Source organism: Tunturiibacter empetritectus, assembly GCF_014201375.1.
Taxonomy (GTDB): Bacteria; Acidobacteriota; Terriglobia; order Terriglobales; family Acidobacteriaceae; genus Edaphobacter; species Edaphobacter lichenicola_D.
In genome coordinates this window covers 650,344-664,078 of sequence record NZ_JACHDZ010000001.1, presented here as the reverse complement: position 1 = coordinate 664,078, position 13,735 = coordinate 650,344, and the positions used below count along the sequence as shown (strand labels likewise).

15 protein-coding genes are annotated in these 13,735 nt (G+C 60.1%); 5 read left to right on the top strand and 10 right to left on the bottom strand.

The window, feature by feature from the left end; all coding sequences use genetic code 11:
• The first annotated feature begins 75 nt into the window (after positions 1 to 75).
• Positions 76 to 252 (top strand): hypothetical protein, encoded by a 177-nt coding sequence (locus tag HDF10_RS02910; RefSeq protein ID WP_183810265.1) that lies wholly within the window; start codon positions 76 to 78, stop codon positions 250 to 252.
• On the opposite strand, the gene glyS is transcribed toward HDF10_RS02910, so the two are convergent.
• Both glyS and HDF10_RS02900 read right to left on the bottom strand, forming a co-directional pair.
• Positions 249 to 2,360 (bottom strand): glycine--tRNA ligase subunit beta, encoded by a 2,112-nt coding sequence (gene glyS / locus HDF10_RS02905; protein ID WP_183810263.1) that lies wholly within the window; start codon positions 2,358 to 2,360, stop codon positions 249 to 251. The genes HDF10_RS02910 and glyS overlap by 4 nt on opposite strands.
• A gap of 126 nt (positions 2,361 to 2,486) precedes the next feature.
• Positions 2,487 to 3,476 carry a glycine--tRNA ligase subunit alpha gene (locus tag HDF10_RS02900; protein WP_183810261.1) on the bottom strand — a complete coding sequence of 330 codons (990 nt, stop codon included), beginning with the start codon at positions 3,474 to 3,476 and terminating at the stop codon, positions 2,487 to 2,489.
• 209 nt (positions 3,477 to 3,685) lie between these two features.
• Here HDF10_RS02900 and HDF10_RS02895 point away from each other — a divergent pair, with 209 nt between their 5' ends.
• Positions 3,686 to 6,031: a DUF6600 domain-containing protein gene (locus HDF10_RS02895; protein WP_183810259.1), complete on the top strand. Its 2,346-nt coding sequence runs from the start codon at positions 3,686 to 3,688 to the stop codon at positions 6,029 to 6,031.
• A gap of 98 nt (positions 6,032 to 6,129) precedes the next feature.
• Here the strand turns inward: HDF10_RS02895 and HDF10_RS02890 are convergent, their stop codons facing one another.
• Together HDF10_RS02890 and HDF10_RS02885 are read right to left on the bottom strand one after the other, a co-directional pair.
• Entirely contained in the window at positions 6,130 to 6,564 is a 435-nt protein-coding gene (locus HDF10_RS02890; RefSeq protein ID WP_183810257.1) for a hypothetical protein, read from the bottom strand.
• A gap of 67 nt (positions 6,565 to 6,631) precedes the next feature.
• Complete coding sequence (locus HDF10_RS02885) at positions 6,632 to 7,111, bottom strand: winged helix-turn-helix transcriptional regulator (RefSeq protein WP_183810255.1); 480 nt, start codon at positions 7,109 to 7,111, stop codon at positions 6,632 to 6,634.
• A gap of 99 nt (positions 7,112 to 7,210) precedes the next feature.
• Between HDF10_RS02885 and HDF10_RS02880 the strand changes: the two genes are divergently transcribed.
• Positions 7,211 to 7,987 (top strand): SDR family oxidoreductase, encoded by a 777-nt coding sequence (locus tag HDF10_RS02880; RefSeq protein WP_183810253.1) that lies wholly within the window; start codon positions 7,211 to 7,213, stop codon positions 7,985 to 7,987.
• 205 nt (positions 7,988 to 8,192) lie between these two features.
• On the opposite strand, the gene HDF10_RS02875 is transcribed toward HDF10_RS02880, so the two are convergent.
• A complete protein-coding gene (locus HDF10_RS02875) occupies positions 8,193 to 9,266 on the bottom strand; it encodes a hypothetical protein (RefSeq protein ID WP_183810251.1) in 1,074 nt (357 codons plus the stop codon).
• A 141-nt stretch (positions 9,267 to 9,407) separates the two neighbouring features.
• On the bottom strand, positions 9,408 to 10,145 hold the full coding sequence (recO, locus tag HDF10_RS02870; protein WP_183810249.1) for a DNA repair protein RecO: 738 nt from the start codon (positions 10,143 to 10,145) through the stop codon (positions 9,408 to 9,410).
• A 110-nt stretch (positions 10,146 to 10,255) separates the two neighbouring features.
• Here recO and HDF10_RS02865 point away from each other — a divergent pair, with 110 nt between their 5' ends.
• Positions 10,256 to 10,618: a hypothetical protein gene (locus HDF10_RS02865; protein WP_311732645.1), complete on the top strand. Its 363-nt coding sequence runs from the start codon at positions 10,256 to 10,258 to the stop codon at positions 10,616 to 10,618.
• A 118-nt stretch (positions 10,619 to 10,736) separates the two neighbouring features.
• Here the strand turns inward: HDF10_RS02865 and HDF10_RS02860 are convergent, their stop codons facing one another.
• From HDF10_RS02860 to HDF10_RS02850, 3 genes are all read right to left on the bottom strand, one after another.
• Positions 10,737 to 10,997: a 4Fe-4S dicluster domain-containing protein gene (locus HDF10_RS02860; protein ID WP_183810247.1), complete on the bottom strand. Its 261-nt coding sequence runs from the start codon at positions 10,995 to 10,997 to the stop codon at positions 10,737 to 10,739.
• Between the two features lie 146 nt (positions 10,998 to 11,143).
• Positions 11,144 to 11,587, bottom strand: a complete 444-nt coding sequence (locus HDF10_RS02855) for an NUDIX domain-containing protein (protein WP_183810245.1) — start codon at positions 11,585 to 11,587, stop codon at positions 11,144 to 11,146.
• Position 11,588: 1 nt separating this feature from the next.
• The gene (locus tag HDF10_RS02850; RefSeq protein ID WP_183810243.1) at positions 11,589 to 12,470 is read right to left on the bottom strand and encodes an inositol monophosphatase family protein; all 882 of its coding nucleotides are present in this window, start codon (positions 12,468 to 12,470) and stop codon (positions 11,589 to 11,591) included.
• A gap of 119 nt (positions 12,471 to 12,589) precedes the next feature.
• Here HDF10_RS02850 and HDF10_RS02845 point away from each other — a divergent pair, with 119 nt between their 5' ends.
• On the top strand, positions 12,590 to 12,865 hold the full coding sequence (locus tag HDF10_RS02845; protein ID WP_183810241.1) for a DUF4242 domain-containing protein: 276 nt from the start codon (positions 12,590 to 12,592) through the stop codon (positions 12,863 to 12,865).
• Positions 12,866 to 12,867: 2 nt separating this feature from the next.
• Here the strand turns inward: HDF10_RS02845 and HDF10_RS02840 are convergent, their stop codons facing one another.
• The gene (locus tag HDF10_RS02840; protein WP_221271378.1) at positions 12,868 to 13,599 is read right to left on the bottom strand and encodes a hypothetical protein; all 732 of its coding nucleotides are present in this window, start codon (positions 13,597 to 13,599) and stop codon (positions 12,868 to 12,870) included.
• Positions 13,600 to 13,735 lie beyond the last annotated feature (136 nt).

Genomic DNA, 13,735 nt, shown 5'->3' with positions numbered 1-13,735 from the left:
GAAGCAGGGACAAAGCAGCCTCTCCCTGAACGTTTTGCCGGATGCTTAGCGACACATCGCACAGGAAACAAGAAGATGAACTACATCGAATCGAAAGAAATAACCCCGACCTTCCAATCCAACATTCGCGCCGAAGACGGCGAGCTCGACCGCACTAGCTGGAGCGGCCTCCGCGAAGGTGTCCTCGTCCCGCTGGGCTCCCTCTTCGCAGTCTTTCTTTTCATGCTCGGCGTCATGCTCCTCACGCACTAGCCCGCGATCACGATCTCCGAAAAGTCCGCGATCCCGGAGAAATCCCCGAGCACCTTCTCGAGCAGCGCCAACCGGTTCGCCCGCACTGCCTCATCCGGCGCCATCACCATCACCGCCTCGAAGAACGCATCCACCTGCGGCCGCAGCGTAGCAATCTCCTCCAACGCTGCCTTGTAGCTCTTCTCCGCCCGCAGCCACTTCACCTTAGCCGCCAACTCCGCCGACTTCTCCGCCAGCGCCTTCTCCGCAGGTTCCGTCAGCAGCGCAATATCCACACGGGCCGACGCCGCAATCCCCTTTTCTCTCGCCTGCGCAAGAATATTCTTCATCCGCTTGAACGCCGAAGACACCGCAGCAAAATCCTCCGAGCCGCGCACCGCCGTCACAGCCTCCGCCCTCGCTACCGCATCCCGAACATCATTAGCCTCAATAGCCAAAACAGCCTTCACCACGTCATAGGCCTGTCCCTTCGCCTCACGCAGATAGAACTCAAGCCGCTCCGCAAAAAAGACCTCAATCTTCCGCACAAGCTCTTCGTCTCCGCCTACAGCGGCACGAGAAATCTCTCCTAGTCCAAGCTCAACCGAACTCTCCCCCAGAATTTTGACAATCCCATTTGCCGCCCGTCGCAGAGCAAACGGATCCTTCGACCCCGTCGGTTCAAGTCCCAATCCAAACATGCCGGCGATCGTGTCTGCTTTATCCGCAATGGCCAGTAACTGTCCCTCCGCAGTCCTCGGAATCCTATCCTCCATCGACACAGGCCTGTACTGGTCATAAATCGCATCACAAGCCGCCGGCCTGATCCCCTGCGCACGCGCATAAAGCCCACCCACCTCACCCTGCAACTCTGTAAACTCCTTCACCAACTCAGTCGTAAGATCCGTCTTCGCCAAAGAAGCCGCATCCAAAAGCGCGTTCGTATCTACGGCAAATCCACGGCCCTCTATCTTGCCGACCAACCTCTTGCAAAGCTCGCGCACCCGCTCCGCCTTCGCCGCATAGCTCCCCAGATCTTTCTGAAACGTCACATGCTCCAGCAGCGCAACCCGTTCGATCAACGGCACCCGCTGGTCAAACTCCCAGAAGAATCGAGCATCGTTGAACCGCGCTCTCAGCACCCGTTCATTGCCATGCCGAATCACCGCAACCCCAGCCTCATCGGCCTCGGTATTCAGCACCGCGAGAAAGTACGGTGCAAGCTTCCCGTCCCCCGTCTTTGGAGATCCAGTCTCCACCGCAAAGTAGTTCTGGTGATCCCGCATCACCGTCACCAGAACCTCCTCAGGCAGCGCCAGGTACTCCTTCTCAAATCCACCCAGCAGCGCCGTCGGCCACTCCGTCAACTGCGTCAGCTTGTCCACCAGCTCATGGTCCTCACGCCACCGCAATCCCGGCACAGTCCTCGTCACATGATCCAAAGCCTTCCGAATCCTCTGCCGCCGCACCTCCACATCCGCAACCACGAACCCGCCCAGCAAAGCATCCTCGTACTCCCCCGGAGCCTTCAGCACAATCGCCTGCTCTCCAAACAGCACCCGGTGCCCATACGTAACACTTCCAGCTACATATCCACCAAACTCCACCGGCACCGTCTTCTCACCCAGCATCGCGACCATCCACCGCACCGGCCTCACAAACCGCTCCGGCCGCCCCGCACGCCAGTACATATTCTTCGCCCAGTAGATCCCCGCCAGCTCCTTCGGCATCTCCGCCGCAATCACCTCCGCCGCACCACGCCCTGCCTTCACCGAGGTCGCCGCAAGATACTCTCCCTTGGCGTTCGTAATCGTCTTCAGCGCCCCAACCTGCACCCCCGCCTTCTTCGCAAACGCCACCGCCGCCGGTGTCGCCACCCCATCCTTATAAGCCACCTTCACCGAAGGCCCCACCAGCTCCTCCGCTACATCCTCCTGCTGCTCCGCAACGCCTTTCAACCATACCGCCAGCCGTCGCGGCGTAGCAAAGCTCTTAGCCACCGCACCCGACTGCACCAGCCGCTCGCGCTCCAGCATCTTCACCACGCGCTGCTCCAGCTCCGCCTGCGCTCCCGCAATCATCCGCGCCGGAACCTCTTCCAACCCAATCTCAAACAGAAAATCAGCCATCGTCCTCAACTCAAATCCCGCCACAAAGGCGCATCTCGTATCTGAATCACTCTCTCTCAACCAACCACAAAAGCCGGGTGCCCCATTCATCGCAGCATCATCTCGATGAGTGGGAATGCAAGTCTATTAACCAGCCACGACATCCTTCTCCGCGCTAGCCGTCAACGCCTCACCCTGCGCCGCATATGCCTTCGCCACTCCCACCACCAGCGTCCGAATCCGCGCCATCACACCAACCCGCTCGGTCACCGAGATCGCCCCGCGAGCATCCAGCAGATTGAACATATGCGAGCACTTCAACGCCAGCTCATAAGCCCCCAGCACCGGAAACCGCTTCAGCGTTAGTTCATCCATCTTCGCGAAGTCCTTGAAGTCGTCACGAAATCCAGCCTTCTCTAAAAGAGCCTTGCACTCACTCTCATACAGATTCAAATGCTCCCAAAGCTTCCCCACATCCGCATAGTCGAAGCTGTAAGCCGAAAACTGTTCCTCCTCGGCCAACCGCATCTCCCCATACGTCACCTTGCGGCCAGTATCCGGTTCCACCGCCCACACAATGTCGTAGATCGAATCCACATCCTGCAGGAATCCCGCAATCCGCTCCAGCCCATACGTAATCTCCCCGCAGATCGGATCAAGATCCATCCCCCCGCACTGCTGAAAGTAAGTGAACTGCGTAATCTCCAGCCCATCCAGCATCACCTGCCAGCCCACGCCCCAGGCGCCGCCCACCGGCCACTCCCAGTTGTCTTCTTCGAACTTGATGTCATGCTCTTTCAGGTCGATTCCGATCGCCACCAGCGACTCGAGATACATCTCCTGAATCCGCACCGGTGGCGGCTTCAGAATCACCTGCAGCTGCGTATGCCGAAAGAGCCGATTCGGATTCTCTCCATAGCGCCCGTCCGCTGGTCTACGGGAGGGTTGCGCATAAGCGATCCGCACCGGCTTCGGCCCCAGCACCCGCAAAAACGTATCCGGAGACATCGTCCCCGCGCCAACCTCAACATCATAAGGCTGCTGCAGCACACAACCCCGATCCGCCCAAAAACGCTGCAGCGTAAACAACAGCTCCTGAAACGTCAGCGCGCGCTTCTTTCCAGCTCTCTCAGTCATGCATCTCTCTTCACAAAACGGTAATTCCCCGATTCTAAATGCAATCGCCCAATTCCCGACCGCACCATTCCCCGTGACACAACATCTCCCCAGCAGGAACACAAGGATCCCTCTATGATGGCCGAGTGTATTTACAACCTAATTCCAACCATCGGCGCCACCATCCGCAAAAAGCCGGGTTGATACAACCAGAGTCTCGAGGAACAACTATGAAAACCCCACACACGCGTACTGCCATCAGGGGCTTCTATAAGAAGAGCATTATTGCCTCACTTGCCCTCACCCTCCTCACCACCCTCTCCCTGCGCGCCCAGAGCTACCCGCAGGACGCAGACCCACCCGAGCGTGTCGCCCGCCTCAGCATCCTTCAAGGTAATGTCTCCCTCCAGCCCGCCGGCGTCGATCAGTTCAGTCAGGCCGAACCCAACTATCCCCTCACCAACGGCGACCGCGTCTACGTCGACAACTCCAGCTTCGCCGAGCTCCAGAGCGACGCCCTCGCCATCCGCATGGGCCTCGGTGCCGACCTCTCCCTCACCAGCATGACCGACCAGGTCGCCCAACTCGGCCTCGCCCAGGGCTCCATCCATATCCGCAGCTGGGACCTCCAGAACGGCGCCTCCATCGAAATCGACACCCCCAACGGCACCATCACCATCCTCCAGCCCGGCGACGTCCGCATCGACAGCTACCCCCAGGACGACACTACCGTCGTCACCGTCAACTCCGGCGAGGCCGAAGCCACCGGCCCCAATCTCTCTCAAGCCATCAATCCCGGACAGGCGCTCCGCCTCACCGGCTCCAACCCCATCTACGTCGAATACGTCGAGCTCGCACCAGCCGACAGCCTCGACCGCTTCGATCAGGATCGCGACCGCCGCCAGATAGCCGGACGCGCCGCTTCTCAGCAGTACGTCAACCCCAACATGATCGGATACAGCGACCTCCAGGAGTACGGCGAATGGTCCTCCCAATCGGACTACGGTCAGGTCTGGTATCCCCGCAACGTCGACCGCGACTGGACCCCCTACCACAACGGCCACTGGGCGTGGATCGCTCCCTGGGGCTGGACCTGGGTTGAAGCCGAGCCCTGGGGATTCGCGCCCTTCCACTACGGCCGCTGGGCCAGCTTCAACGGACGCTGGGGATGGATCCCCGGACCCACCATCGTCCGCCCCGTCTACTCTCCCGCACTCGTCGCCTTCGTCGGCGGCCCCAGCTTCTCCATCAGCGTTGGCTTCGGCGCAGGCAACGGGGCTGGCCTTACCGCATGGTTCCCCCTCGGCCCGCGCGAGACCTACGTTCCCTGGTATCACGCCAGCTCCGGCTACGTGAACCGCGTCAACGTCACCAACATCTATAGTCGCAACGACACCGAGATCCGCAACGTCTACAACAACCGGACCACCAACATCTACGTCAACAAGACAGTCATCAACAACACGACCATCAACAACGTCACCTACGTCAACCGAGCCGTCGCCACCACGGTAGTCCCCCAGCGCGCCTTCGCCGCCGGACGCCCGGTAGCTTCAGCCGCCGTTCGCGTCGACCAGAAGCAGCTCGCCCAGGCTCAGGTCATGCCTCACCCCATGATCACGCCCGCGCCGCAGATCGTCGCCAAAGCCCCCGCCCGAGCCGTTCCCGTCAACGTCGCACGGCCCGTCCTTCAAACCCGCGTCGGCCTCGCGCAAGCCGTACCCGGAGCCCAGGCCCGTCCCGTCCCCGTCCACACACTAACCCCGCAACAGCAGCAGGCAGTCAAAGTCCAGCCTCTGCCCAACGGCCAGCGGCCAATCCAGCAGCCCGCACCCGCACCCGTCCAACGACAACCACTCCAGCAGGCGGTGACCCAACCCGTTCAACGACAAGCACCCGTAGAACGAGCCACCCCCACCCAAAACCCGCCCTCGCACCCCGTTCCAGCGCAACCGGCACAACCAACACAACCAACACAACCAACACAACCAACAACCCAGTTCAATCAGCCAAAACCACAGCCAACAGCACCCATCAACCAGCAAAGACCACAACAGGAAGCGCCGATCAATCAACAAAGGCCACAACCGGAAGCTCCTATCAACCAGCAGAGGCCGCAGCAGTCAGCGCCCATCAATCAGCAAAGACCACAACAGGAAGTGCCGATCAATCAACAAAGGCCACAACCGGAGGCTCCTATCAAGCAGCAGAGGCCGCAGCAGTCAGCGCCCATCAATCAGCAGAGGCCGCAATCCGAAGCGCCCATCAACCAGCCTCGGCCTCAACCTCCCGTACAGGCAGCACAGCCCAAGCCGCAGCCGCGGCCCGTGGATCAACCTCGTCCCCTCATCAACCGAAGCGAGCCCCCACCCGCGCAGCCTACCTTCGTCCAGCAGCGGCAAGCCATCCAGAAGACCGATCCCGGTCGTCCTCTTGGCCCGCAGCAGGTCGAAAACCTCCGCAACGGACGCCCAGCCGGCCCACATGAGCAGCCCGAGCCAATCGCCCATCCAGCCGCCCGCGCCCCTCAACCCCCTCAACCCAAAAACGAGTCAAAGCAGCCGCCTCCCAAATAGCCGCTGCCGCCACTCACCCCCAATCCCGCACCCCCTAAAAAGGGTGCGGGATTTTTTCATGGCTTCCTTACAGGAACGCCTCGTCGCAATCACGCCCTCTACTGTGGCGGTGTCAAAATACGACGCGTTCCCTCTTCCGGCGCCAGCGAAGGGTCCGAGCGTATCGTCGAAGGATCGGCCAGCACCTTCGCATCCTGAAGCGGAAGCGATATTCCCGTCGACCGAATAAATGCGTTGCTGTTAGCAATCGTGACCACAAATTGGTGTTTTCCCCGGGTCGAATTATAAGGCCGAGGAAACTCCACAATGCCGCCATCGCGGCTCACACTGAACCTGCTCGGAGCGATCGGCCCTATCTTCTTCCGATCCTGCCCCAGCACCAGCACCGGAATCTGGATCGTATTCGCGTAAACATGCAATATCGGAACATCCGCATCCTGCGCCCTACCACCACGCCGCGCCCCCAGCTGCCACACCCAAAGCAACCAGTAAGATCCACACACAAACTCCTGCAACCCGGCCCACCCCACCACACCCAGACGCGAATCCGCTCATCCTCGCCATCGCAGCAGTAGGCCAGAACTCAGTCGCCGACAGCATCTACGCCTCCATAGAATCCCGCCTCTCCACCGCATCTCTCTCAAACGCAACCCGCGCCAGCTCAATCTCCTCCCCATGCGTCTCCGCCCAGACCCACACCCCGCAAAACGCCTCGCCCAGGCTCGAACCCAGCGCCGTCAACTCATACTCCACACGCGGCGGAATCACCGGATGCACCGTCCGCCTCAACAGCCCATCCCGCTCCATCTGCCGTACCGTCTTGGTCAGCATCTTCTGGCTCACTCCCCCCACCAACTCCCCCAACCGCGTAAACCGCACAACCCCATGCTCCTCCAGCACCTCCAACACCAGCATGGTCCACTTGTCTGCCACCCGCGCAATAATCTCCCGCACCAGCGCCTCCACCTTCGGATCGTTCTCCACCACATCCTTCGGCCTCCCCTTCGCGACAGCCGTCTTAGCTACCTTCTTCACCACCTTCTTCCCCGCGCCCCGAACCAAAACAGCAGTTTTACCCATAAATTCTTCACTCTCCTTAAGGTAAGTACAGATTTTTTAGGTGCCTACTTCCCAACAGATACAAACAATCCTACTATCAACTCAGGAGAAATCACCACCATGAACACCACCGGAAATACCATCCTCATCACCGGCGGCGGCTCCGGCATCGGCCGCGGCCTCGCAGAGGCCTTCCACAAACTCGGCAACCACGTCATCATCGCCGGCCGCCGCAAGCAAGCCCTCGACGAGACCGTCGCCGCCAACCCCGGCATGTCTTCCGCGGTCCTCGACATCGAAAACGCCGCCAGCATCCGCGCCTTTGCCGCCAAACTCCTCACCGACTTCCCCGCCCTCAACGCCCTCATCCACAACGCCGGCATCATGCGTCCCGAAAACCTCCTCGCCCAGCCGGAAGCCCTCACCGACGCCGAAGCCATCATCACCACCAACCTCCTCGGTCCCATCCGTCTCACCGCGGCTCTGCTCCCTCATCTTCAAAAGCAGCCCCACGCCGCCATCCTCACCGTCTCCTCCGGCCTCGCCTTCATCCCCATGGCGATGACCCCAACCTACAACGCCACCAAGGCCGCCATCCACTCCTACACCCAGGCCCTGCGCTACCAGCTCCAGTCCACCAACATTCAAGTCATCGAGCTGGTCCCACCCTACGTCCAGACCGAACTCATGGGCAGCCAGCAAGCCTCTGACCCACGCGCCATGCCGCTCGCCGACTACCTCAACGAAACCATCACCATCCTCAAGACCCAACCCGAAGTCACCGAAGTCCTCGTCGAACGCGTCAAGCCTCTCCGCTTCTCCGAACAAAACGGCCCCGAAAAATACACCGCCTTCTTCAAGCAGTTCAACGACGCCATGGCCGCCGGCCCCCACTAACGACAATGTCCAGCCGGACGGGCCCGCTACGCGTGGAGCGGGCGTTCGCACGCCTTTGTAAAGCTTCGCGCGGTCCTCCCGTTGGTCGGAATCAGATTATGCCGACCAACGGGAGGCCCTATGCACATCATCTTGCCAAGACCGGTATACGCGTCACGAAGTGACCGCCCCACGCGGAGCGGGCCCGTCCGGCAGGAACTTATCTTTAGAGAATCGGGAACCGCATCACGACAAACCCAACCACACATCCCAGCAACGCCACCGCTCCACCAAGCCGCAGGCTCGTCCGCCAGTCCAACTGCTTCCCCAGCGCACTCAACGAATAAACACTTACCGGCCCCAGAGTGCATAGCAGCACCGCGACATAGGGCGTCGGCACTCCCGCGCGATACAGCACATACGCCAACGCCACATCAAGCGCCATCGGAACCGGCAGCAACGTACCCAGAATCGCCACCAACACAACCCCACCCACAGAAACCGGAACATGCGTCCCATACGCCGGAATCAGCTCAGCCGCCAACGCCCCAAACAGTGCAGCCAGAAGCATCCAAGGCAAAGTCAGCACACACAGTCGCAGCAAATTCCGCAGGTACGTTCGGCAAAGCGCAATCAGCCGTGGACCCAGTCCCTCCGCCTCCATCGAAACACCGATACTGCTCACCACTACTTTGTTCTCCCGAACCAGCAGCGGCAGACCAATCAGCAACAACGTCGGCACCACCACTCGCATCGCAGCCAGCGGCAGCGGAAACAAGACAAACGCCATCGCCACCACAACAGGATTGAAGCTCGGCGAACTGATCATCCCAGCCACCGTCAGCCGCGTGCTCGCACCACTCGCCAGAAGACTTTGACCTAATGGAGTAGCGCAGTTCGCACACACTCCCATCGGCGCGCCAGCCACCGCGCCACACAGCACATTCCCCGCAGCCGAGTTGAACCGCTTCGGCACTCCACCCCCCGCCAGCAGCGTCATCATCGCCGCGCCAAACGGCAGCGCAAAGTACATCCCAAACCGATTCGTATACAACCAGTTCACACTCGTCCGCATGACCCTGGTCGGCGCCGGCATCGTCGGCGTCACCTTCAACAACGCATCGAACGAGATCGGGCCCGCCACCTTGACCGCCGCGCCGGCATGCAGCTTCTTCAACAGCGAAGGATAACGCTGCTGACTCCAGAAGGTCACCAGCACGCCAACAGCAATCAGCGCAGCCAGCCACACCTCAAGCCAACGTCGAGACGAAGTCGAAACCGTAAACCCAGTTGTGCTCATAAGAAGGCCAAAGTCTACCCGACCCCGGCCTCCTTTGAACATCCACCATAAGGTTGACTGGCGCGAACTCCACCTCACCTGCCTCTGCCCAAATCTCGACCTCTGAGAGGTAGGCATCCCACGCGCACCCCCAACTAACTCTTAAGCTCTCCCTAGAGCCCGGGCACTCACCAGCCTCCGCTCCAGATGTCGCTCCAGCGTCTCCACCGCAAACCGCCGCAGGTCCGCCGCCCGCCCCTTCGGCCAATCCTCCTTCGCCAGCTCCCCCACCGTCCCGCGAAAGATCCTCACCGCCTCCCCCACCGACGCTGCCGAAACCGCCACACTCCCCGGTCGTCGGTCATCCTCGCAAGTCACTCCATCGCTCGTAGCCGAGTACCAAACCGTCCCACCGCGCAGATCCAGGCCACACACAACACAGTGCCCAAGCTCCGGCATCCAGCCCATCAGCTTGCTCATCCACAGCGAAAAATACGTCACCGGCATCCACACCTTACCCACCTGTATCTGGTCGAGCACCGCAAGCACCAGACGAAACACCGCATCCTCCGGAGCCTGCTCCGGCAGCGCCTCCTCCACCACCTCCGCCACAAACTGCAGCGCCGCCGTCCGCGCATAGTCAATCGGCCGCGACAGAGGCGAACTCAAAATCTCAAACGCATCCAGCCGCACCAGCTCCTGCTTCGGCCTCTCCGCATAGGTCGCCCGCACATACGTCATCGGCTCCAGCGCCCCGCCAAACCGTCTTCGCGACCGCATCGCATGACGAGCCACCCCCTTCACCCGCCCCTGCTCCCGCGTAAACAGGCTCACCAGCAGGTCCGCCTCCTGAAACGGCCACACCCGCAATACGATCGCCTCGCCACATCGCTCAATCATCCGTACCCCAACCGCTGACTCGCTAGAAGACGAAAACCGGCACCTCTAGTATAGGATTGCGTTCGGCGAGCAAACCCCTCTGCCGCCGGCAACTCTCCTGGAGGAATAGCGTGAACAAAACACAACGATTTTTTGTCGCAGCAGCCATGACCGTCTCCCTCATCGCAATGGCAGAAGAACCCGCCTCAAACGTCAAAGTCACCGGCTGGGTCATCGACTCAGCATGTGCCTACACCAAGGGCCTCAGCAAACCCATCGGAGTAGCGTGCGCGAAGGCCTGCGCCAAAAATGGTTCGCCTCTGGTCATTCTGCAGGACGACGGAACCATCTATCTGCCGATCGACAGCGCAACACCCTCCGCCTCGCAGAACGCCAAACTAATGCCCTACGCCGGCGAGCACGTCACGGTCACCGGAAAGGACTACGCAAGGAACGGCTCGCACGGCCTGGTCATCGACACCATCTCAAGATGAGCGGCCAGCCTGATCTTCGACCGAACTGCTCTGCATAATCGCGCGAGCGAGCCGCATACAAAAAAAGACGCGCAGCCTTTAAGCCACGCGTCTCTTTTTCGAATCACCTGAACGAACTTTATCGCCCGAAGTGAGCCGCATTCTTCGTCTGATACTCTGCCCACTTCTCTGGCAGGTCATCGCCCGCATAGATCGCCGACACCGGGCAAACCGGCACGCACGCGCCGCAATCAATACACTCCACCGGATCGATAAACAGCTGCTGCGCCTCGCCGTATCCCGACTCATCCTTCTTCGGATGGATACAGTCCACCGGGCAGGCATCCACGCAAGCCGAATCCTTCGTCCCGATGCACGGTTCCGCAATCACATAAGCCATCTCAAAAATCTCCCTTATCCACGTCTAAAGTCACCGTCTAAATTCGCCGCGCAAACTAAGCTCGTACGTAGATTCTAGCAGCACATCCGCTCTCGTCCGCAACTCACTCCTCAATGCAACAGCGAACGCTTTAGCCCCTGTTTCTTTCACTTCAAGCCGCTCTGCTCCCGCATCCGCCCCGCCAAATTCTCCGGAAAGATTCTCTCCCGCGACTCCGCAATCTCGCGCTCACTCCACCAGCGAATCTCGCGCATAATCTCCCTCTCTCCCGCCGTAACTCCTATCAGCCGAGGCTCCTCCCGCCGACACCTCGCCCTGAAAAGAAAATCCGTATTGTCCTGCATCTCCCCCTGATGCAGAAACTGATTCCGGTCGCAGTACACTGGCCCCGTCACCACCAGCTCCAGCCCAAGCTCCTCCCTCACCTCACGCGCCGCCGCCTCTGCCTCCGTCTCTCCCGCCTCAATCTCTCCACCCGGCAAAGCCCAGAAGACAAACTCCCCCTCCTCCCGCGGCACCACAAATCGAATCAGCAAAACACCTCCAACCTCATCAAACAGCATCACCCGAGCCGTCCGCCTCTTCCGCACCCTACTTCGCACCCGCCCGCTTCGCCGCGAACTCCGCCGCCGAAGGAATAGCCGTCAGCTCTCTTCCCGCAAACATCTCCGTAAACAGATGCACCATCTCTCGGTGGATTCCGCGGACCAGCCCATTCGTAACCAGCACCTCGCGACTATCCAGCGTAAACTTCCCTCCGTCGAAGTGACTCACCGTCCCCCCAGCCTCCTCCACCAGCAGAAACCCAGCCGAAGTATCCCACGGATTCAGATTGAACTCCCAGAACCCATCCAGCCGCCCCGCCGCCACATAAGCCATATCCAGCGCCGCACTCCCCGCCCGCCTCACCCCATGCGACCGCAGAGTGATCTCGTTATAAAAATGAATATTCGGGCTCTCATGCCGCTTCTTGCTCGGAAACCCTGTAGCCGTCAGCGACTCCTGCAGCGAAGCCGTCTTCGAGACCGAGATTTTCCTCCCGTTCAGCCACGCGCCCTTACCCCTCTCCGTAGAAAACATCTCATCGCGCAGCGGATCGTAGATCACCCCAGCCACCATCTCGCCATCCTCATCCGCGGCCAGCCCAGCCGAGCGCCTCTCCAACCCCAGCACCACGCAGAACGCCGGAAATCCATGCGCAAAGTTCGTCGTCCCATCCAGCGGATCCACATACCACCGGAACTCGCTCTCCAACCCACTTCGCGTCCCCTCTTCGCCATACACCCCATGCGCAGGAAACGCCGCCTTCAGCTTCTCCACAATCAACTGCTCGCTCGCCCGATCGGCCTCCGTCACCAGGTCCACATCGCCCTTGTACTCGGTCGTCACCCCCTTGGCATAAAACCCACGCAACAACGCCCCCGCCTGCCGCGCGATCCCCTCAGCAATATGCGCAAACTCAAACTTCTTCACCGTAACCCTCCATCGACCGCAGCCGTCTCCAGTGCTATCGTTGTCCACCAGAGTATGTCCACCAGAGTATCCTGTGCCCGTCCGGCCCCGCTCGAAACTCCATCTCTCCGAGGTCAGCCATGCCAAAGTTTCTGATCGAACGCGACATCCCCGACACCGGCCACCTCACGCGCGAACAACTCGTCGCCATCTCTGAAAGCTCCTGCCGTACCCTCCGCGGCTTCGATCCCGAGGTGCAGTGGCTCACCTCCTTCGTCACCGCCGACAAGATCTTCTGCATCTACATCGCGCCCGACGAAGAGATCATCCGCCGCCACGCCTTCGAAGGCGGCTTCCCCGCCAACGTCATCACCCTCATCCAGTCCACCATCGACCCCACCCACGCCGACGCCTGACCTCACTGCTGTCGTTGATAAATCTTCAGTTGTTCAGCCTGAACAGCCTGCGATGGCACTCCAAGCTGCAACCGCAATGCGTCTGAGATCAGATTATGGTTGTAGGGCTCCTGTGTCCACACGTGCTGCGCATTGCTTGAGTACTGTGTTCCAAATACCTGCTTCTGACCGACTTTCTCTAGATATCGGTCCAGAGTGGCTGCAGCAATCCAGATCGCCGTCGCATCTCCCTTGGACACCGCAACCATTGCGAGCGTGTGCGCCAGGAGATAGTCCTCGGGCTGGCTGCCATGCTGAAAGACAAAAGCCGCCTCTTCATAATCCTTCCCGTTATGCAGAGCACCAGCTGTAAGCAGCTTTCGCGTTTCCTCTCTCCTCTCCGCATCCGTCTTGTTCACAACCTTCCAATCTGTCTTAGCATTGTGGCGTACGCGCTGATCTTCTTCAAAGATAGCCTTCATCTCCGCATTCGAAACCTCAGAATCGTCTGCTGTGTACAACCGGTTTAGCTCCCAGTCCGAAGAAACTGTAGCTTCCGTTTTAACTCTTTCGAATCGAAGAGGGTCTGAGACGGACGTTTGATCATCGAACGTCACCGAGGCATAATCCCCATCTACTCTCATCCGAAATTGATCTTCGTCTTTCGGATCGCCAGCATTCTGAACCTTGAAGGACAGTACGCCCTCGGTCAAGCGAACCTGAGCGACAACATCATGTCGCACGCCGCCACGCATATTCGCGTAGACACCATTGATCCCGGAGTACTTCAACGGCCTGTCCCAGATACCGTGCAACTTGCCACCCTCTTGCGTCAGTCGCAACACAAACATGACCCGCGTCCCCAGTCGCATCTCCCATGTTCCGGAAAAA